This is a genomic window from Bartonella bilalgolemi (assembly GCF_023500045.1).
Lineage (GTDB): Bacteria > Pseudomonadota > Alphaproteobacteria > Rhizobiales > Rhizobiaceae > Bartonella > Bartonella bilalgolemii.
The window spans coordinates 43,541-64,778 of sequence record NZ_JAMCOF010000007.1; the positions used below are offsets into that span (position 1 = coordinate 43,541).

21 protein-coding genes and 1 other RNA gene are annotated in these 21,238 nt (G+C 35.3%); 18 read left to right on the plus strand and 4 right to left on the minus strand.

Translation table 11 applies throughout. The annotated features are described in order from the left end of the window. Positions 1-16 precede the first annotated feature (16 nt). A complete protein-coding gene (locus M4Z11_RS04935) occupies positions 17-805 on the plus strand; it encodes a molybdopterin-synthase adenylyltransferase MoeB (RefSeq protein WP_249677114.1) in 789 nt (262 codons plus the stop codon). On the opposite strand, the gene M4Z11_RS04940 is transcribed toward M4Z11_RS04935, so the two are convergent. The 4 genes from M4Z11_RS04940 to M4Z11_RS04955 form a co-directional block, all read right to left on the minus strand. After that, positions 751-2,361, minus strand: a complete 1,611-nt coding sequence (locus M4Z11_RS04940; protein ID WP_249677116.1) for an ABC transporter ATP-binding protein — start codon at positions 2,359-2,361, stop codon at positions 751-753. The two genes, M4Z11_RS04935 and M4Z11_RS04940, sit on opposite strands and share 55 nt — an antisense overlap. Further along, positions 2,361-3,500 carry an ABC transporter permease gene (locus M4Z11_RS04945; protein ID WP_249677118.1) on the minus strand — a complete coding sequence of 380 codons (1,140 nt, stop codon included), beginning with the start codon at positions 3,498-3,500 and terminating at the stop codon, positions 2,361-2,363. The genes M4Z11_RS04940 and M4Z11_RS04945 overlap by 1 nt, the downstream gene beginning before the upstream one ends. Then, the gene (locus tag M4Z11_RS04950; protein ID WP_249677120.1) at positions 3,500-4,621 is read right to left on the minus strand and encodes a microcin C ABC transporter permease YejB; all 1,122 of its coding nucleotides are present in this window, start codon (positions 4,619-4,621) and stop codon (positions 3,500-3,502) included. Before M4Z11_RS04950 ends, M4Z11_RS04945 begins: the two co-directional genes overlap by 1 nt. Positions 4,622-4,744: 123 nt before the next feature. Further along, the gene (locus M4Z11_RS04955; protein ID WP_249677122.1) at positions 4,745-5,290 is read right to left on the minus strand and encodes a c-type cytochrome; all 546 of its coding nucleotides are present in this window, start codon (positions 5,288-5,290) and stop codon (positions 4,745-4,747) included. A 111-nt stretch (positions 5,291-5,401) separates the two neighbouring features. On the opposite strand from M4Z11_RS04955, the gene M4Z11_RS04960 reads away from it, so the two are divergent. The 17 genes from M4Z11_RS04960 to trmB all read left to right on the plus strand — a co-directional run bounded on the left by M4Z11_RS04960 (position 5,402) and on the right by trmB (position 21,096). Beyond that, on the plus strand, positions 5,402-6,133 hold the full coding sequence (locus M4Z11_RS04960) for a 3-deoxy-manno-octulosonate cytidylyltransferase (RefSeq protein ID WP_249677124.1): 732 nt from the start codon (positions 5,402-5,404) through the stop codon (positions 6,131-6,133). A gap of 152 nt (positions 6,134-6,285) precedes the next feature. Next, complete coding sequence (locus M4Z11_RS04965; protein ID WP_249677126.1) at positions 6,286-6,687, plus strand: hypothetical protein; 402 nt, start codon at positions 6,286-6,288, stop codon at positions 6,685-6,687. Between the two features lie 194 nt (positions 6,688-6,881). Beyond that, positions 6,882-6,979: signal recognition particle sRNA small type (ffs, locus tag M4Z11_RS04970), an RNA gene on the plus strand. A gap of 228 nt (positions 6,980-7,207) precedes the next feature. Beyond that, positions 7,208-9,097 carry a DNA polymerase III subunit gamma/tau gene (locus tag M4Z11_RS04975; protein WP_249677186.1) on the plus strand — a complete coding sequence of 630 codons (1,890 nt, stop codon included), beginning with the start codon at positions 7,208-7,210 and terminating at the stop codon, positions 9,095-9,097. A gap of 14 nt (positions 9,098-9,111) precedes the next feature. Further along, positions 9,112-9,438 carry a YbaB/EbfC family nucleoid-associated protein gene (locus M4Z11_RS04980; protein WP_249677128.1) on the plus strand — a complete coding sequence of 109 codons (327 nt, stop codon included), beginning with the start codon at positions 9,112-9,114 and terminating at the stop codon, positions 9,436-9,438. A gap of 33 nt (positions 9,439-9,471) precedes the next feature. After that, positions 9,472-10,077, plus strand: coding sequence for a recombination mediator RecR (recR, locus tag M4Z11_RS04985; protein ID WP_249677131.1), 606 nt, complete (start codon positions 9,472-9,474; stop codon positions 10,075-10,077). 91 nt (positions 10,078-10,168) lie between these two features. Then, positions 10,169-11,194 carry a YeiH family protein gene (locus M4Z11_RS04990; protein ID WP_249677189.1) on the plus strand — a complete coding sequence of 342 codons (1,026 nt, stop codon included), beginning with the start codon at positions 10,169-10,171 and terminating at the stop codon, positions 11,192-11,194. 236 nt (positions 11,195-11,430) lie between these two features. Beyond that, on the plus strand, positions 11,431-12,114 hold the full coding sequence (gene tsaB, locus M4Z11_RS04995) for a tRNA (adenosine(37)-N6)-threonylcarbamoyltransferase complex dimerization subunit type 1 TsaB (protein WP_249677133.1): 684 nt from the start codon (positions 11,431-11,433) through the stop codon (positions 12,112-12,114). Next, the gene (gene rimI / locus M4Z11_RS05000; protein ID WP_249677134.1) at positions 12,114-12,605 is read left to right on the plus strand and encodes a ribosomal protein S18-alanine N-acetyltransferase; all 492 of its coding nucleotides are present in this window, start codon (positions 12,114-12,116) and stop codon (positions 12,603-12,605) included. Before tsaB ends, rimI begins: the two co-directional genes overlap by 1 nt. Before the next feature lie 31 nt (positions 12,606-12,636). Beyond that, positions 12,637-14,019, plus strand: coding sequence for a tRNA (N6-isopentenyl adenosine(37)-C2)-methylthiotransferase MiaB (miaB, locus tag M4Z11_RS05005; protein ID WP_249677136.1), 1,383 nt, complete (start codon positions 12,637-12,639; stop codon positions 14,017-14,019). A gap of 106 nt (positions 14,020-14,125) precedes the next feature. Next, positions 14,126-15,235, plus strand: a complete 1,110-nt coding sequence (locus tag M4Z11_RS05010; protein ID WP_249677139.1) for a PhoH family protein — start codon at positions 14,126-14,128, stop codon at positions 15,233-15,235. Positions 15,236-15,247: 12 nt separating this feature from the next. Further along, a complete protein-coding gene (gene ybeY / locus M4Z11_RS05015) occupies positions 15,248-15,724 on the plus strand; it encodes an rRNA maturation RNase YbeY (protein ID WP_249677141.1) in 477 nt (158 codons plus the stop codon). Between the two features lie 113 nt (positions 15,725-15,837). After that, complete coding sequence (locus M4Z11_RS05020; RefSeq protein ID WP_249677142.1) at positions 15,838-16,860, plus strand: hemolysin family protein; 1,023 nt, start codon at positions 15,838-15,840, stop codon at positions 16,858-16,860. Then, entirely contained in the window at positions 16,861-18,456 is a 1,596-nt protein-coding gene (gene lnt / locus M4Z11_RS05025; protein WP_249677144.1) for an apolipoprotein N-acyltransferase, read from the plus strand. A 144-nt stretch (positions 18,457-18,600) separates the two neighbouring features. Then, a complete protein-coding gene (locus M4Z11_RS05030) occupies positions 18,601-19,014 on the plus strand; it encodes a helix-turn-helix domain-containing protein (protein ID WP_249677146.1) in 414 nt (137 codons plus the stop codon). A gap of 115 nt (positions 19,015-19,129) precedes the next feature. Beyond that, positions 19,130-20,398, plus strand: a complete 1,269-nt coding sequence (gene metK, locus M4Z11_RS05035; RefSeq protein WP_249677147.1) for a methionine adenosyltransferase — start codon at positions 19,130-19,132, stop codon at positions 20,396-20,398. Further along, complete coding sequence (trmB, locus tag M4Z11_RS05040; RefSeq protein ID WP_249677149.1) at positions 20,395-21,096, plus strand: tRNA (guanine(46)-N(7))-methyltransferase TrmB; 702 nt, start codon at positions 20,395-20,397, stop codon at positions 21,094-21,096. Before metK ends, trmB begins: the two co-directional genes overlap by 4 nt. The last annotated feature ends 142 nt before the right edge of the window (positions 21,097-21,238 follow it).

Sequence of the window (21,238 nt, forward strand, 5' to 3'; positions counted from 1 at the left end):
TGACAAGAGAGAGCCTATGATAAAAGAAGTTGATGAAAAATTAAGTAAAGAGGAAATTGAACGCTACGCACGCCATATCATCCTGCCTGAAATTGGTGGAATAGGACAACAAAAGCTTAAAGCTGCACGTGTTCTTGTCATTGGTGTAGGTGGTCTTGGAACTCCTGTCTTACTCTATCTTGCTGCAGCAGGCATTGGAACTATTGGAATTGTTGATGATGACATTGTTTCATTATCCAATTTACAACGCCAAGTTATTCACAACACAAATACAATTAACCAATACAAAACCATCAGTGCAGAAACAACAATAAAAGCAATAAACCCTCATGTTAAAGTTGAAAGATACAACATTCGATTAAATGAAAGCAATGTGGATCAACTACTTAACGCCTATCACATCATTATTGATGGCAGCGATAATTTTGCCACGCACTATCTCCTTGCAGATCATGCTGCCCAATGTGCAAAGCCTTTAATAAGTGGAGCTATACACCGATTCAAAGGTTCACTAACAGTACTTATGCCTTATAAAGATAATAATCCACACTATCGAGATTTATTTCCTAATCCCCCACCTCTAGGTACTACACCGGCATGTGCTGAAATTGGTATCATCGGTGCCTTGCCTGGAGTTATCGGCACATTACAAGCAATGGAAACAATTAAATTGATCACAAATATTGGTGAACTTTTAGTGGGAAAGCTCCTCCTTTATAACGGATTGTTAGCACAATTTGATATAATTTCCTATAAACGATCAGCTTCTAGCGCAAATGCAGCAGACATCAAAGTTTGCGTATAAGGATTTTCGGGACAAGAAAAAATACGATCAGCAGAACTATATTCAACTATTTTGCCATGATGCATAACGATTACTTCATGTGCAAGCGCTTTAACAATTTTTAAATCATGACTAATGAACAGATAACTTAAATGATATTTTAGTTGCAAATAACGTAAAAGATTAACAATTTGTGCCTGCGCACTCATATCAAGAGATGACGTTGGTTCATCAAGCACAATAAGGCGTGGTTTAAGAATAATTGCACGTGCAAGGGCAATCCGCTGTCTCTGTCCACCAGAAAACTCATGAGGATAACGAAAACGGGTCGTAGGATCGAGATCAACTTCACACAAAACTTCAATCACACGAGCATTACGCTCAGAATAAGAAAGCTTAGGTTCATGAATTGATAACCCTTCAGCAATAATTTCACCGATAGACATACGTGGAGAAAGTGAACTAAAAGGATCTTGAAAAACAATTTGGATGTGACGACGCAAAGAACGCATCTGCTTAAAATTAAAATTGCTTATATCAATACCATCAAAAATAATTTGACCTTTAGAAGAAAGCATTCGTGTTAATGCGAAGCCTAATGTTGTTTTTCCTGACCCCGATTCTCCTACAACGCCAAGCGTTTGGCCAGAACGAATTATAACATCAATATCCTGAACAGCTTTTACATAATCAACCGTTTGTCGAAACAATCCTTTTTTTATTGGAAACCAAACTCGTATTTTTTGACCTTGCATCAAAACAGGTGCGTTATCATCAACTTGAAGAGGATGATTCTTAGGCTCTGCTGCTAATAATTGCTTGGTATAAGGATGTTGAGGATTTTTAAAAATTTCATTTGTTAAACCACTTTCAACAATTTTTCCCTCCTTCATAACGTAGACACGATCTGCAATACGACGCACAATAGCCAAATTATGCGTAATAAAAAGCATTGACATTTTATGATGTTTTTTAAGCTGTATTAATAGCTCAAGAATTTGTGCTTGAACAGTTACATCAAGTGCAGTTGTTGGCTCATCAGCAATCAATAATTTTGGATTATTCGCAAGTGCCATTGCAATCATCACACGTTGTCGTTGACCACCTGATAATTGATGAGGAAATGAATCTAAACGTTTTTGTGGTTCACAAATACCTACTTTTTTCAGTAAATCAATAATATGCATGCGTAACAGTTTATCAGAAATAACTGAATGCATCTTAAGGACTTCACCTATTTGACGTTCTACAGTATGTAAAGGATTAAGAGAGATCATCGGCTCTTGAAAAATCATGGCAATATCTTTGCCACGAATTTTACGCAAATCCTCTTCTTTCAACTTCATTAAATCTTTATTATTAAAGAGAATTTCACCCGATTGATCAAGCCTTTTTAAAAAAGATAATAATTGCAAAATAGATAGTGCTGTTATTGATTTTCCTGAACCTGATTCTCCAACAAAAGCGACTGTTTCTCCTTCCTGAATATCAAAAGAAATCTGTTTAAGAATATATTTTTTTGTCTCTGCCTGACGAAATACAACCGAGAGATCACGTACTGAAAGCAATTTTGTCATTATTGTATTTTTCTCGGATCAAAAGCATCGCGAGCTGCCTCGCCAATAAATGCCAGCAATGACAATATCACAGCAATAACAACAAAACCTGTAATACCAATCCAAGGGGCATTTAAATTAGAAGTAGCTTGCCGCATCACTTCTCCTAAAGAAGCATAACCAGGAGGAAGACCAAAGCCTAAATAATCAAGCGATGTCAACAATGAAATCCCTGATGTCAATAAAAACGGCAAATAAGTTAAAGCAGCAACCATAGCATTAGGCAATAAATGACGCATCATAATGATTCTATTAGGAACACCTAATGCACGTGCAGCACTAATATAGGTAAAATTTCTTGCTCGCAAAAATTCCGCACGTACTACGCCAACCAATACTACCCATTGAAAAAGCAACATAACACCTAATAGCATCCAAAAGCCCTGTGCTAAAACTGCAGCCATAATGATCACTAAATAAAGTGATGGTACAGACGACCATATTTCAATCAAACGCTGACAAATTAAATCGATCCAACCACCAAAATAACCCTGAACTGCACCAACTATAATCCCTATAATTGCAGAAATAGCTGTTAAAAGAATACTAAAAATTATTGATACACGAAAACCATATAAAACCCGCGCAAAAATATCACGTGTTAGATCATCCGTTCCAAGCCAATTCCAATGATTAACGTTACATTCTGGATGAGCATTTCCCTGTGCATAACCAACACAACGCTCTTCTTTATTTTGGAGCCAAAAAGGAGGAGATAATGCTAAAGCTTTGTTCCCTACTATCGTACTATAAGAATAACGGACCGGTGGCCAAAATGCCCAACCATATTGGGCTATTTCACTTTGGATTAAAGGATCACGAAAATCCGCCTTAGCTAAATTGCCACCAAATTTTTCATCAGGATAATCAAAAAAAATAGGAAAAAGAAGCTCTTTTTTATAAGACACAATAATCGGACGATCATTAGCAATAAATTCTGCAGCAAAAGAACAAATACATAAAAATAAAAAGAGCCACAACGACCACCAACCACGACGATTCTGTTTAAAACTGTGCCAACGCCGCACATTTAATGGAGAAAAGAAAGTCGACCGTTTCAATTTATCATCACACAATCTATTACCTCTTTCCTTTTCCATTATAAATCCTTTTTATCAAAGTCAATACGTGGATCCACCATCATATAAACAACATCAGAAATAAGGTTTATAATAAGACCAATTAACGAAAAAATATAAAGAGAAGCAAATACAACAGCATAATCGCGATTAACAATAGATGTATAACTTAAAAGTCCTATACCATTTAATGAATAGAGCATTTCAATTAATAAAGATCCACTAAAAAATGCCCCCATAAAAGTCGCAGGAAAACAAGCTATGACAACTAAAATCGCATTACGAAATACGTGGACATAAAGAACTGATCGCTCACTTAAACCTTTAGCGCGAGCTGTAATAACATATTGCTGGCGAATTTCTTCCAGAAAACAGTTTTTTGTCAATAATGTCGTTGTCGCAAAAGAAGAAATGACCATCGCCGTCAATGGTAAAACCAAATGATGTAAATAATCCAATATCTTTGCTCCAAAAGATAATGAATCAAAATTATCAGAAGTTAAATGATTCAATGGGAACCAATCAAAAAATGATCCTCCAGCAAAAAAAACCATTAAAAAAATCCCAAAAAGAAAACTTGGAATTGCATAGCCAATAACAATAACAGTACTTGTCCATGCATCAAAGATAGATCCTTCCCTGATCGCTTTACGGATTCCCAATGGGATAGAAATAGCGTAAGAAATTAATAAATGCCAGAAGCCAAGAGAAAGAGACACAGGTAATGCATCTTTAATAAGATCAATAACTAAACGCCCCTGTATATAAGACTCCCCAAAATCAAAACGCATATAACGACTAAGCATTGTTAAATAACGTTCCAAAGGAGGCTTATCAAAACCGAATTGTTTTTCAAGTTTGACAATAAATTCTGGATCCAATCCCTGTGCACCACGATATTGAGAAGACCCAGACGACAATGATCCGACATGAGTACTATCAGCAATAACATCAGAAGACAAATTAAAATCTCCACTACCAGCTATGCGTCCTATAGCGTCCCCCCCTGTTCCTTGTAATTGAGCAATAATATTTTCAATAGGCCCACCTGGAGTAAATTGAACAATGATAAATGTCATTGTTAAAATACCAATAAGTGTTGGTATAATTAGAAGAAAACGCCGTATAATATAGGTTGCCATTTATTTATTTTCCCTTTCAATAACAACATATCATATCATTTAAATGACGCCTCAATAATAATTTTGATAAATTCAAAAAACAAAATTACAAATAAAATCTAGCCATATGTTTTTTAATATAAACTAATCTTGTTCATCATCCTCTGGTAGAGGGATAGAATAATCAGATAAACTACGCAAATAAAGTAAAAGATCAGCACGATCTTGATCATTGTTAATCCCACGAAAAGACATAATTGTTCCCGGAAATGCTTGACGTGGTGATTGAATATAACGATCCAAAGTAAAAAAATCCCATTTTTTATCAGAATTCGCACGCAACACTTTTGAATAAGAAAAATTTTTTACACTTGCAAAAGGACGGTCAACAATTTCCCAGAGTGACGGACCAACACGATTAGATCCACCACGTTTAGAAGTATGACAGATTGCACACTGACGAAAAATCTTCCGTCCGTTTTCAAGATTTCCTTGTTTAAGAAGATCACTCAACAATAAAGATTCACCAGATATATTTTGTGTTTCTTTAAACATTTCATTATCGGTAATTTTATAAGAATGTTGGACCGAAGCATCATAAATCATATCGCTGATAGTGAAAATGCCCACTAAAATAATCAACAAAAATAAACACGCACAAATTAAATAAACGAAAGTCGATCGATTCATAAAATTTAAACTTTCATATTTTTATATTATTTTCAGTATAGTTCTTTGCAGTTCTTTCCCTTATTAAGGTATAAGGTTATAAATTAAGTACACATTCTTTGGAATTCTGCAATGTCTTTTCAACCACTCATTCTTATTCCCGCTCGTATGGGTTCAACTCGTCTACCAGGTAAAGCCTTAGCTAATATCGCTGGAAAACCCATGATCATTCATGTTGCTGAACGGGCAAAAGAAACTGGATTAGAGCGTATTATCGTTGCAACAGATCATGACAAAATTGCTCAAACCGTCACAGCTTATGGTTATGAATGTATCATAACCTGCACAAATCATCAATCGGGATCTGATCGTATCTATGAAGCCTTAACCAAAGTTGATCCTGAACAGCACTATAATGTTATTGTGAATGTACAAGGTGACTTACCAACAATAACGCCTAATGCCATCGTAAGTGCCTTACGACCTTTAGAAAACAATTTAACTGATATTGCAACATTAGGAACAAAACTTATTGAAGAAAATGAAAAAATAAACCCAAATATTGTTAAAATCATTGGCACCCCAATTGCTAAAAATCGACTTCGTGCCCTTTATTTTACCCGTGCAACCGCACCTTATGGAGATGGACCTTTATACCATCATATTGGATTATATGTTTACCGACGCAAAGCTCTTGAAAAATTTATAACACTTAAATCATCGACACTTGAACAACGTGAAAAACTTGAGCAATTGCGCGCATTAGAAAACAACATGCGTATTGATGTGGAAATCATCAATACAACTTTTTTAAGTGTCGACACACAAAATGATCTCGAAAGAGTCCGTAAAATTTTAGTATAAAACTAACTATAATAATCAACACAATCTATTTTTCAAAAAAATATAGAACTAGTTTCTATATTATTTTTTTTTTGATATATCTTAAAATTAAATAATGTTGTATTGTTAATTAAACATGATCATTCTAAATAACTTAAAAGGGGGATATATAAATGAAAAAGCTTCTATCTCAAGGGCTGATTTTTGTAAGTATTTTGATCTGTAATGATGCTTTTGCTGGATTTGGCTCAAATAAGTGGGTATTTGCACCTCAGGAGAAGGTTATAATTGAGAGACTCGAGTCAATTAAACAAGGGACGGAATATGAATGTAAAAACCTCAACCCTGTAGCCACATTTCGCTTAACATATACACACCCTGATGGTTTAAAATATATGGAAATTATTCCTAACAATCCAAGTCAGGTCTCTCACGATAGAGACAAAAAAATATTTATTATTAGTAATGTTACATCCCTTCATGTAAAGTTCCCTTGGGTAGGAGGACCTTACACTTTTGAGAATATAACCGACAATACAGTTATAGGAACAAACTGTGATGCAGGACAGTTGTAGAAACAAACTATGATGTAGGAGTGTATGGAGAAGAATAATCTTACTTTAAAATTAAGAAAGATTTATTTCTATGTAAGTACGCTTTTATAGCACATCCTGAAAGCTCATCAAATTCAGATACAAATTTTAATCATCTGTATCATGTTTTTGGTTCTTTCTTGATTTTTTATTTTAAATCGATAATATAAGTGAGAGGGGGTTGGTGATGGACGAACTGCTCGCCAATCGGGTCAGATCTGGAAAGAAGCAGCCCTAACGAGTTTTTGTACGGGTCATCGTACCAGCCTCCCTCTTTTAAGTAATCTATATATTTAAGTTTTAAAATATAGTACTTTAGTTTTTACGGTAGTATTTCTGTATCAAAGGAAGAGAAGTTTTGCGCTCTCTTAAATTCAAAAAATATTATTCTTAAAATAAGCTCATTTAAAAAACTCTCTTAATATTTAAAGAGATTTCTGTTAATCTATCCTCCTATATTATTGAATATATATCAAAAAGAGCTTCATAATTGGAACAATTAATAAAAAATACTCCAGCAACAACGTCCTATCGCGTTCTTGCTCGCAAATATCGGCCTCAAAGCTTCTCTGATCTAATTGGCCAAGAAGCAATGGTGTGTACTCTCAATAATGCTTTTAAAACAGGACGTATTGCACAAGCATGGATGTTAACAGGAATTCGTGGAGTAGGAAAAACCACGACAGCGCGTATTTTAGCCCGAGCTCTTAACTATAAAACAAAAGATATTGATCAACCAACTACCTTATTCGATACACTTGGTGAACATTGCACACAAATCATTGAAGGTCGCCATATAGATGTTATTGAAATGGATGCTGCTTCGCATACTGGTATTGATGATATTCGTGAAATTATTGAACAAATCCGTTACCGCCCTGTTTCTGCACGTTATAAAGTATATATTATTGATGAAGTTCACATGCTCTCAACACAAGCATTTAATGGTCTACTAAAAACACTTGAAGAACCTCCTCCGCATGTGAAATTTATTTTTGCAACGACAGAAATTCGCAAAGTTCCTATTACAATTCTTTCACGCTGTCAGCGTTTTAATTTGCAGCGTATTGAAGCAGCTGTTTTGGTCACCCATTTACGCAAAATTGCTCAACTAGAAAAAGTTGAAGCACAAGATCAAGCATTATTCATGATTGCCCGCGCAGCAGAAGGATCTGTCCGTGATGCATTATCTATTCTTGACCAAGCAATTGCTTATGGTAATGGCAAAGTTGATGCCATTGCAGTACGCTTAATGTTAGGATTAACTGATCAATCTCGCATCATTGATCTCTTTGAATCTATTATGAAAGGAAATATTGTTAATGCATTGTACGAATTACGCAATCAATACAATGCAGGTGCAGATCCCTTTGCTATATTAACAGAATTAGCTGATTTTAATCATCTAATCACACGATTACGTTTGACACCAGAAATAATAGAAAATTTATCACTTACAGAAGAGGAACGCTCACGAAGCTTAAATTTTTCACAAAACCTTTCTATTCGTGTTCTTTCACGTAGCTGGCAAATGCTCCTCAAAGGCCTACAGGAAGTTAACCAAGCCTCCCATCCTATTCAAGCTGCCGAAATGTTATTGATTCGTCTTGCTCATGTTGCTGATTTACCAACTCTTGATGAAGCTTTAACAAATCTCACACAAGAAAAAAAAATACCTACGCTTGTTGAAAACCATTCTTCTCAAGAAAAAATAAATAAAAGCAACATTACAAAAACAGAAGGTGCACATAGCTACGCTTCTTCCCCAATTTTAGATACACTGCAAAACCAATCTAGTTGCTCCCCCAAATACATAAAACAATTAAAGATTACAACTTCTGAAAAGACGGACTTTTGTGATAAGATTGAAACAAGCGAAAATGTTCAAACTAATCAACTTGATAAAAACATAATCAATCTATCTCACATTGTACCCCAATCAGAAAAGGAAGCCACAGAACAAAAAATCATCATAAATTCTTTAAAGGATATTATTGATCTAGCTGAACAGCATAATGAAATACATTTCAAATTGTTGATCAAAGAATTCGTTCATCCTGTCTCTTTTGAACCGCAGCACATTACGTTAAGATTTGCTGAAGAAGCTCCTCACTCCCTTGAACGTGATATAAAAAAAATGCTGTACCAATGGACTGGAAAACACTGGACTATAACTCTTATGAATGAAGGAGGAGAACCAACTTTACAAGAAGAAAGTGTCGCTATACAAAAATCTCTTTTTTCCGATGCACAAACAGACCCTGATATTGCAAAAATTCTCAATCATTTCCCAGGAGCAAAAATCATTGATGTTCGCTTCAATAAAAAAGAAAGTGATCTTGATTTAATCTCTAATGTCTTTGACACTGATAGTAATATAAATGATGAATAAGGAAACCAATCCCTATGCGTGACATGATGAATATAATGAAAAAAGTCAAAGAAATGCAAACAAAAATGCAACAAATGCAAAGTGAATTGGCTAATCTGAAAGCAACTGGTATAGCAGGTGGAGGTCTTGTCAATATCACTATTAATGGTCAAAATACCATATCAGAAATAAAAATTGATCCTTCATTAATGAATCCTAAAGATGTAGAAATTCTTGAAGATCTTGTCATAGCTGCCTATAACGATGCTAAAAGTAAACTAGATGTAATTATTAAAGAAAAAACTAACAATGTAACTGCAGGAATGCCAATCCCACCGGGTTTTCAATTTCCGTTCTTATAAATAAACTATATTTTCATCCCTTGGTATAATAGCATGTCTCAACATATTGCAGGCCCTGAAATTGAACGCCTTATTCAGCTTTTAGCACGGATACCAGGTCTTGGGCCACGTTCAGCGCGTCGTGCCGCTCTCTATCTCATTAAGAAAAAAGAAACCCTGCTAGAACCTCTAGGATCTTCACTGCTAGAAACTGCAAATAAAGTTCGAATTTGTTCTGTTTGTGGTAATGTAGATACAATAGATCCCTGTTCAATTTGCACAGATCCTCACCGTGATGAATCAATAATTATTGTTGTTGAAGATATTTCTGATCTCTGGGCTCTTGAACGTGCAAAGTTTTTATCAGCACGTTATCATGTTTTAGGTGGACGATTGTCTCCTTTAGATGGAATAGGACCTGATGAACTAAACATCACCTCTTTAATTAATCGTGTTACCAATAATTCCATTACAGAGATCATCTTAGCCGTTAATGCTACAGTTGAAGGGCAAACGACAGCTCACTATATTACTGATCAACTTTCTCAGTTTTCCATTAAAATCACTCGCCTTGCTCATGGAGTACCAGTAGGTGGTGAACTAGATTATCTCGATGATGGCACTTTAGCTGCTGCCTTACAAGCAAGAACTAATTTTTGAAATTATTTATCTGTTATTTATTTGATAATCCCTAAATTTATGATAGAAATGAGCATTCGATATTATGGAGAATGGGAGGGGAACCCCTGAAATGCCGAATAAAGATTTATCTTCACTCATTAATTTAGGACCGGGAATTTTAATCTGCGCGCTTATATCAGTATTTGCGTATGGTTTAGAAGTTATAGAAAAGCAATTTCTTGCAGAAGCATGGATTGAGACTCTTGTTTTAGCGATTTTATTAGGCTCTATTGTCCGCAGTTGTTCTTCTCTTCCAGCATATTTTGATAAAGGTATCAATTTTTGTGCAAAAATACTTCTCGAAATCGCTATTGTTCTTCTAGGCGCAAGCATTAGCGTCCATACAGTACTTTCCGCTGGTTGGACTTTACTTGCTGGTATTATAGTTATTATATTTCTTACTATTTTCATCAGTTTTGTTATTGGGCGTTTTTATGGACTTTCCAAAAATTCAGCAATACTTGTTGCCTGTGGTAACGCTATCTGTGGTAATTCAGCTATTGTAGCCACTGCACCTGTTATTAATGCGAAAAGTGAAGAAGTAGCTGCATCAATTGCATTCACCGCTCTCTTAGGAGCTATTATCATTTTCATTCTACCTTCTTTACAACCATTCTTTAATTTCTCATTTAACCAATATGGCATATTGGCAGGAATGACCGTTTATGCTGTTCCACAGGTTTTAGCAGCAACAGCACCTATATCTTTCGTCAGTGTTCAAATAGCAACTCTCGTTAAATTAGTGCGAGTTTTAATGCTAGGCCCGATTATTTTTATTCTGGCAATCATTTACCCTCGGCCAGGATATCGTTTACGCTTACATAGTTTCATTCCATGGTTTATCATGGGATTTATTATCATGATGCTTATACGCTCAGCAGAACTTATTCCTACAACTGCTCTTACCCCTATCAACTTTATTACCCAACTTTTCACTATCATTTCAATGGCAGGATTGGGATTAAGTGTTGATATTCGTTCATTAAAAAAAGCAGGATGGCGTGTTATATGCGCTTCAATCAGCTCTATATTTATCCTCAGTATCTTCAGTATTCTTATGATAAAGCTCTTTAATTTTGAGCACATAACATTTTAAAAGTATATTAAATACCTCATTTTACTTAAATATGGTTCGCAGAAAAATCTAAGATACTGAATTTATTTTACATGTGCCTTTTTTCTGTGCTAACAGACATGCTATACTCAAAACACATCTCAAAAAATTATATATCCTACTGATCTAAAAATTTTTTAATATTTTATAGATAAATAAAATTTCTAAAAAATAAAACTGACCTTTTATTTATCACTATATTCGGCTAAAAAGCGTTTATGCTTATTCTTGCCATAGATACTGCTTCAATTTATTGTGCCGTCGCACTTGTTCAGCATAAATCTGTTATCGCACATATCAGCCAATGTATTGGCAAAGGTCATGCCGAGAAACTCATTGGTCAAATCGAACAGCTAACTCATCAAGCAAATATCAAGCTTGATCAGATTAATCGCATTGCCGTCAATATTGGACCAGGATCATTTACAGGTATACGTATAGGTATTGCTACAGCAAAAGCTTTGGCCTTAGCGTTAGAAATTCCAGCCATTGGAGTAAGCTCACTTGAAGCATTAGCTGCACAAGTAGCTAATGAAAGTATCACATCAACCATCACTGTTGTCATTGAAGCCGGTAGAGGGATGTTCTATCATCAAAATTTCAATAAAAATCTTATAGCTTTAAGCATGCCCAGCTTAAAAACACCCGAAAATATTGTCGTAGATCTATTCCAACACACTATACTCACTGGTCCAGCTGCTGAAATTATTGCACTATATATTAAAAACAATACAATAAGCAAAGGAATTATACCGGTTTCCATTCCATGTGATGCAGCGGACATTTTAACTTATGCAAGCCTAGCTGCAAATAAACAGCGGCAAACGCCACCACGTCCCCTCTACTTACGCGATGCTGATGCAAAACAACAAACTGATTTTGCTTTACCACGAAAACAATAATGACTAAATCTTCGTTTACAAAAAAAAAATTTGTAATTGCACCATTAAACTCTGAGGACAGTATTTTTCTTCATCAAATTCATAAAAATTGTTTTGCCTTATCGTGGACAAAACAAACATTTGAAGTCTTTTTAAAAGATCATTCTATTTTTGGCTATAAAGCCCATCCCATTGGACAATCTCATCAAATTTTAGGATTTTGTCTCTGCCGTCTTATTCTTAGTGAAGCAGAAATTATAACGATTGCAGTTCATTCTAACAACCGTCAACAAAAAATTGGTAATTTTCTTATTGATCACATATTTCACCATCTTCGTCGTGAACATGCAACGAAACTTTTTCTAGAAGTAGAAGAAACCAATCTTCCTGCTTTAGCCCTTTATAAACGATTTAAATTTCAAAAGATTGCTAAACGCCCAGCCTATTATCAATCGCACAATGGATTTACAGATGCAATCATCATGCAAAAAACTTTCAAGCAAATAGATTGAGATTAAAAAAAAAAACGTTTAGAAACGTAATATGGATCATCGTAAAAACTCTAAAAACATACTTCCCAATGGCCCCAAAAAAGTTTTTATCAAAACTTATGGGTGCCAAATGAATGTTTATGACAGCCAACGAATGAATGATAGTTTAAGCACTCAAGGTTATATCGCTACACAAACACCAAATGATGCTGACCTTATTCTGATCAATACCTGCCATATTCGCGAAAAAGCAGCAGAAAAACTTTACTCTGACCTTGGTCGCTTGCAAATAATACGTCAAGGACGTACACATGATAAACCTTTGATGATCGGTGTTACAGGTTGTGTTGCGCAAGCTGAAGGAAATGAAATCTTGCGACGTGCACCAACCGTAGATTTTATCATTGGACCACAAATGTATCACCGCCTACCGGAACTATTAAAACAAGTCAAACAAGGAAAAAAAGTTGTTGAAACAGATTATGCCGTTGAAGATAAATTTACCCATTTACCACCTCATAACAAACGAGCTGTGCAACAACGAGGTATTAGTGCATTTTTAACAGTACAAGAAGGTTGTGATAAATTTTGTACCTTTTGCGTTGTTCCCTACACACGAGGTGCAGAAATATCCCGATCCGTTAAGCAAATCACTGATGAAGCGCGCCAGCTTATTGAAGCAGGTGTAAAAGAAATTACACTCCTTGGGCAAAATGTAAATGCATGGCATGGACAGGGTATCGATGGGAAAACTTGGCGCCTTGGAGATCTTCTCCATCATTTGGCTAAAATTAATGGTTTAAAACGACTACGCTATACAACGAGTCATCCACGCGATATGGATGATAGTCTTATTGCTGCACATCGAGATCTTGATATACTTATGCCTTATCTGCATCTTCCTGTTCAATCGGGTTCAGATCGTATCTTGAAAGCAATGAACAGACAACACAAAAGTATTCATTATCTTCATCTCATCGATAAGATCCGTGCTGCAAAACCTGATATTGCTTTTTCAGGTGATTTCATTGTAGGATTTCCAGGTGAAACTGATGAAGATTTTGAAGAAACTATCAAGCTTATTAAACAAGTAGGCTATAGTTCGGCTTATTCTTTTAAATACTCACCTCGGCCTGGCACAGTCGGCGCAACAATGAAGAATCACGTTGATGAAACAGTAAAAAATTATCGCCTCCAGCATTTACAAACCATTCTTCTTGACCAACAACATACATTTTTACACTCTAAAATTGGTCAAACAACTGATGTTCTTATTGAAAAAATTGGTCGTCACTCTGGGCAAATGGTAGGACGTTCCCCTTGGCTTTTACCTGTTGTCATAAATACACAAGCCTCTGTTGGAACTGTTATGAAAATCCGTATTAAAAATGCAAGTTCTAATAGTTTCGTCGGTGAAAAAACCGACATATATTAAAAGAATTTTATAGTTCTATTTTAAAATATAATCTTAAAAAGCTATTTCACTTTTAAAGGAAAATGATTATATTAAAGTTATAATATAAACAGATAAGGAGTATGGGTTGAAAGCATCAACCAAAAAATCAAAGCAAATTCCAAAGATAAAAAATATCCCCTCTCAAAGTAAAAGTATATTTAAAAAAGCTAATACAGTCAATATTAACCATGTTGTTTTAACTTTTGAAAACAACAACACTGCAAAAATAGTTTTTGGTAAATTTGATGAAAATCTTGCTTACCTTGAAAAGAAACTCAAGCTTGATATTCGTCCACACGGTAACAAAATTTTAATCTATGGAACAGCTATTGCCATACAACAGGTACACTATGTATTAGACCAACTTTACCAAAAAGCAAAAACACATCCAGAGCTTACTTTATTAGATATAGAAAGTGCAATCGCTATGGCAAATTTGCCTGATGAGCAACAAGAGAAACTTCAAATAACCCAGCCTTCTGCACAACATACATTAACACAATTTAATACCCATAAAAAAACAATCTATGCTCGTACTTTAACACAAGACGCCTATATGCGTGCTATGGAACACACTGAACTTATTTTTGGAATAGGTCCAGCAGGCACTGGAAAAACATATCTTGCCGTTGCTCATGCTGTAATGCTCCTTAAATATGGTATCATTGAACGAATTATTCTTTCACGTCCAGCTATTGAGGCTGGAGAACACCTTGGCTTCCTTCCCGGTAATCTTAAAGAAAAAGTTGATCCCTATTTACGTCCCCTTTACGATGCTCTGTATGATATGATACCTGTTGAAAAAGTAGAACGCATCTTAGCCTCTGGAGTTATAGAAATAGCTCCTCTAGCCTTCATGCGTGGTCGAACGCTTGCTCATTCAGCAATAATTCTTGATGAAGCACAAAATACTACACCTATGCAGATGAAAATGTTCCTTACACGCATTGGAGAAGGATCACGGATGATTATAACAGGTGATTTAAGCCAAATTGACTTACCTGCAGGACAAAAATCAGGTTTAGTGGAAGCAATTCGTATCCTTTCAGATATAGAAAATATTACAATTATTCATTTTAATGAAAAAGATGTTGTGCGACACCCTCTTGTTTCCACCATCATTCAAGCTTATGATCGTGATTCTATTGAACAGAAAAAGCAATACCACTCCCACGCTTGCCGTAAAAAAAAATGAGTGCAATTTCTCATGATTGCTATTGATATAACTATTGAAAGTGCTAAATGGAATGATGAGGAAATGCTTTACAATATCACTGACAAAGCTCTAGTTACCACATTACAGCATTTATCATTAAATGAGGTAACAAGTGAACTGAGCCTGCTTTTTACAGATGACACGCGTATAGCACAAATTAACGCACAATGGCGTCATCACAATAAACCCACAAATGTTTTATCCTTTCCTGCTTTTCCTCTTAAAGCTGGACAAAATCCTAGGCTTATGCTTGGTGATATCGTTATTGCGCAAGAAACTGTTATGCGAGAAGCAGAAGAAGAAAGAAAATCATTTCAGGATCATTTAACGCATATAATCATTCATGGTATTCTTCATCTTCTTGGTTATGATCATGAAACAAATAATGAAGCTAATCAAATGGAAAAACTAGAAAAAGAAATACTTCAAAAACTATCTATAAAAGATCCCTATACTAAATTGTTGTAAAATAACAAAAGTGAAACTTAAAATTTGTGTTATAAATAATAAAATTTAAAATAATTGACGCAGCTATTATAACAGCTATTATAATTGAGAAAGTTTAGAAAATTTTTAAAACTATGGTGGATAAAATTAATACACAAAATGGTACTCAAATATCTTCTAATTCTGAAGAATATTCTCTACAACGAACAAGCTATACAAAGAAAAATTCATTGCTAAGTTATCTATTTTCATTTTTACGTGGACGCAGCCACACGTCACTACGCGATGATCTTACTGATGTATTTTCTGCTGATAATGAGAAGGGAACAACACTTTTTTCTCCTGAAGAACGTACTATGCTTCACAATATTTTATGCCTACGCGAAGCACGTGTTGATAATATTATGATTCCACGTTCCGAAATAGAAGCATTAGAAATCAATACTCCTCTTGGCGAAGCTCTTAGATTTTTTGCAAAAATTGGACATTCACGTATACCTGTATACGCTGAAACATTAGATGATCCGCGAGGTATGATTCATATCCATGATATCCTCAATTATATAACCTCTTTTATTACCGATTCTGCTCGAAATGAACAAAAATATGACTCTCTACAATTGAATCATAAAGATTTACAACACCCTATCGGTGCACTAGATCTAATTAGAACAGTTCTATTTGTGCCTCGTTCTATGCTCGCGAGCAAATTATTAACACGTATGCAAACCACACGAACACAAATGGCTTTAGTTATCGATGAATATGGTGGTACAGATGGTTTGGTGTCTATAGAAGATATTGTCGAATTGGTGGTTGGTGATATTGAAGATGAACATGATAATATTGATAATGCGATCGTGCGGGAACCTGATAATAAATGGTTGGTCGATGCAAAAACTGAATTAAAAGATGTGGAAAAAGCTCTTGGTCCTGATTTTGTTGTGGGAGAATATGGAGATGAAGTGGATACCATTGGTGGTTTAATCGTTTCCATTCTTGATCGCATTCCTTCAAAAGGTGAAATCATTGAAACTGTACCAGGTTATCGTTTCCGTATTTTAGAAGCTGATAAACGTCGAATTAAACGATTACGCATTTTTCGTATCTCAGAAAATGAAAATCTTAAGGAACAACAGCCTTATAAGGATAGCTAATTGTTATTAAAGAGGCTAAATCTTCTCCTGCTTTCTATCACTGGTTGGAAACGGCACATATGTGTTTTTTTATGTGGTGCATTAACGTCTTTTGCACTCCCTCCCTTTTATTTAACACCCATTTGCTTTTTAACATTTCCCATCTTTATTATTTTTCTCGATGAAATCAATACTATCCAAAACAATAAAAAACGCCTTTTAACAAATGCACTAGTCTTTGGAAACTTTGGCTTTGGCTATTTTGTTTGTAGCCTTTGGTGGATAAGTAATGCGTTATTAGTAGATCCAATCTCTTTTGCTTGGGCACTACCATTCTCTATTTTTTGTCTTCCTGCTTATCTTTCTTTTTATTGGTTTTTTGTTAGTATCATTGTTTTCTTTTTATGGACAAAAAATATAGCGCGCTTCTTTGTTTTGGCCTTCTCACTCGGATTAGCAGAGTGGTTGCGTGCTATCCTATTGACGGGTTTTCCATGGAATGCTCTTGGTTATACAGCTATGCCAACCCCTATGCTTATGCAATCAACTATGATTGTAGGACTCTATGGAATGAATATTCTTGCTGTTTTATGCTATAGTTTACCAACTGTTTTATTAACAAATGAAAAAAAATTCTCAGCCCTTTTACTCTGTTTTATTCTTATATTAACCCATAGCGGATTTGGATTTTACCGTTTGAACACAGCACCCAATATAGCAGAGTACCGTAATAATAACCATTGGGTGCGCATTGTTCAACCTTCTATCCAACAAACCACTAAATTAAGCAATACAAAAAGAGAAGATATATTTGCAGCTCATCTAAACTTAAGTATCAAAACAGCCATTAGCCAAAATCCGGAGCCTGATTTTATCATATGGCCAGAAGCATCCCTTCCTTATATTATTAGTAATACGTCTTCTATTCTTACAAAGCATATTGGCTCTTTTCTCAAACCCAAACAATGGGCCATTATCGGTGCCATTCGAACCGGTACTGCATCTCCTCATACCCAAATACAATATTTTAATACAATTGCAGTCATTGATGCCAAAGGTGATATTCTTCACACATCTGATAAACTTCATCTCGTCCCTTTTGGTGAATATCTTCCATATCAAAATTTACTGAAAAAGGTAGGGTTGCATATTCTCGCTGATAACATTGCTGGATATACCGCTGCAAATGTACGAAGAACCATTATGATGCCAAACGGTTTTTCTTATCTTCCACTTATTTGTTATGAAGCTATATTTCCTAATATAACAGCTTTTAAAGGTCCTCCCCCTCAAGCAATTATTAACATAACAAATGATGCATGGTTTGGTAGAACACCTGGCCCATATCAACATTTTCAACAAGCACAACTCCGTGCCATTGAATTGGGAATACCTCTTATTCGAGCAGCGAATAATGGAATATCAGCTGTTATTGATTCTTATGGAAGAATCGTTTCTTCTCTTGAACATAATATTATTGGCGCTTTTGATGCACCAATCCCACAACCAGTTACCACTATTTGGAACAATAAATACAGAACATTCTCTACTTTCATCTTATTCATTCTTATGCTATTGTATCGTATTAGTTTTGGTTCTACAAAACAGCTTGAATGATTGAGTGCTTATGTACAATATCATGTTATGTGTACCAGTAACGTCAAGAAAAGTATTACATATCATCTTCATTTATAATAAACTAACCTCACATGCACCTAATGTTTGTTTGGAAACAAAGCGCTGAAAATAAAGAGTTGCATTATGACCAAAACTAGAAAAAAACCCGATCCAATAGATATTTATGTTGGAACCCGTATTCGTTTGCGTCGTAATATATTAGGTCTTACTCAAGAAAAACTCGGTGAAAAATTAGGTATTACTTTTCAGCAAATTCAAAAATATGAAAAAGGAACAAACCGTGTTGGAGCAAGCCGCCTCCAAGCAATTGCAGAAATTATGGATGTTCCAGTCTCTTATTTTTTTGATAAAGGAATTGGTATACAATCTATAGAAGGTTTTACGGAAAGCGATAATAATTTTATAGATTTTTGTTCCAGCAGTGAAGGTATTCAATTAATGCGCGCTTTTACCAATATATCTGATGCTAAAGTGCGTCGAAAAATTATTGATTTAGCAAAAGCTCTTTCTGAAGAAGATCATAATAACAAGCTATAAAATTATATTCTTTTTTATATTATTATTGACGATTTGCTATAGGATTGGCAAATAAGGTAAATTTGAGTATACGACACATGAAATATTGATTTCTTTTTTGTTTGAGAGAGTTCCCATGCCGCATCAAGATTATCTTTTTACAAGTGAGTCGGTATCGGAAGGACATCCCGATAAAATTTGTGACAGGATTTCTGATGAAATCGTTGATATGATCTACAGAGAATCTTACAAAGCAGGAACCAACCCATGGTTAATACGAGTTGCTTGTGAAACTTTAGTGAGTGTCAATCGTGTTGTCATAGCTGGTGAAGTACGCGTTCCCGATACACTCTTAAAAAAAGATAAAAACGGTCAATTTATACGTGATAAGGTTGGCTCTCTTATTATTAATCCTACCCCTTTTCGTAAAGTTGTGCGTCATGCCATCCGTGTCATTGGCTATGAACAAGAAGATTTCCATTGGAAAACCGTTAAAATTGATGTTCTTTTACGTCCACAATCAGCTGACATCGCACAAGGAGTTGATAATGCCATTGATCGTCATGGTGAAGAAGGTGCAGGTGATCAAGGCATTATGTTTGGGTATGCTTGCCGTGAAACACCAGATCTCATGCCTGCACCAATTTATTATGCACATAAGATTTTAGAACATCTTGCGATAGCGCGTCATAGGAAAGAGGGAGAAACTTGTAAACTAGGACCAGATGCTAAAAACCAAATAACAATACGATACAAAAATGGGAAACCTGCAGAAGTAACATCGATTGTCCTTTCGGTACAGCACCTTGATGAAAGTTGGGATTCCAATAAAGTCCGTACAATTGTTGAGCCCTATATCTTTCAAGCTTTACATGATATCCCAATTTCCAATCAATGCAGATGGTATATTAATCCAACAGGAAAATTTGTTATTGGTGGTCCTAAAAGTGATGCGGGATTAACAGGACGGAAAATTATTGTGGATACTTATGGTGGTGCTGCACCTCATGGCGGTGGTGCTTTTTCAGGTAAAGATACAACAAAAGTTGATCGTTCTGCAGCTTATGCTGCACGCTACCTAGCTAAAAATATTGTTGCAGCTAATTTAGCAGATCAATGCACTATTCAACTCTCTTATGCAATTGGCATTGCAGAACCTTTGTCCATTTATCTTAACCTCCATGGAACAGGAAAAGTAGACGAAAGTGTTATTGCAGCTACAATTCCAAAAATAATGGATCTATCACCAACAGGTATCCGAAAACACCTTGATCTCAACAAACCTATTTACGCAAAAACTGCTGCTTATGGCCATTTTGGACGCAAACCAGAACACGATGGTTCATTTTCCTGGGAAAAAACTGATTTAGTTGGAAAACTTAAAAAAATGATTAAAATACCATGACTGCACATAAAACGCGTATGAGTGAAGCATTTTTTGGTCGCCGACAGGGAAAACGGCTACGAAGCAATCAAATTACGCTTATAAATACGCTTCTTCCCACTCTTAACATTGATTTAAGCAAACCTGCACCTTTAAAGTTAGTATCTTTATTCACCAATCCAGTAGAAGAAGTTCGACTTGAAATTGGCTTTGGTGGAGGAGAACATTTACTCCATGAAATGAAATGTTTTCCATGCACTGGTTTTATCGGTATAGAACCTTTTATTAACGGAATAGCAAAAATATTGTTATACACTGAAAAGCACAAAGAATATCAAAATCAACTTCGTCTTTATAACGATGATGCTACACGTTTTCTTGATTGGTTACCAACAGCATCTCTTGATGGGATAGATTTATTTTATCCTGATCCATGGCCTAAAAAAAAGCATTGGAAACGAAGGTTCATTAATGAAAAAAATCTAAACCGTTTTTCTCGAGTTCTTAAAGCAGGTAAAAAATTCCGCTTTGCCAGTGATATAGACACCTATGTCAACTGGACACTTTATCATTGTGCTCACCACAATAGCTTTGAATGGCTCGCAGAAAATCCTACAGACTGGAAGCTTCCCCATCCACTATGGCCAAGTACCCGATATGAAGCTAAAGCTCTATGTGAAGGTAGAACACCCACTTATCTTACCTTTATCAAAAAATAAGAAATAAAATGCTTTACTATAAACAACTTGTAAAATTTTCTGTTTAAGAGTATAAGGAGGTAGATTTTCGGCCTTATGATGAGGAGTGGTCCATTTGGAGCCACTCTTTTTTATTGTAAGTTCGATAACAACTTGGATGAAT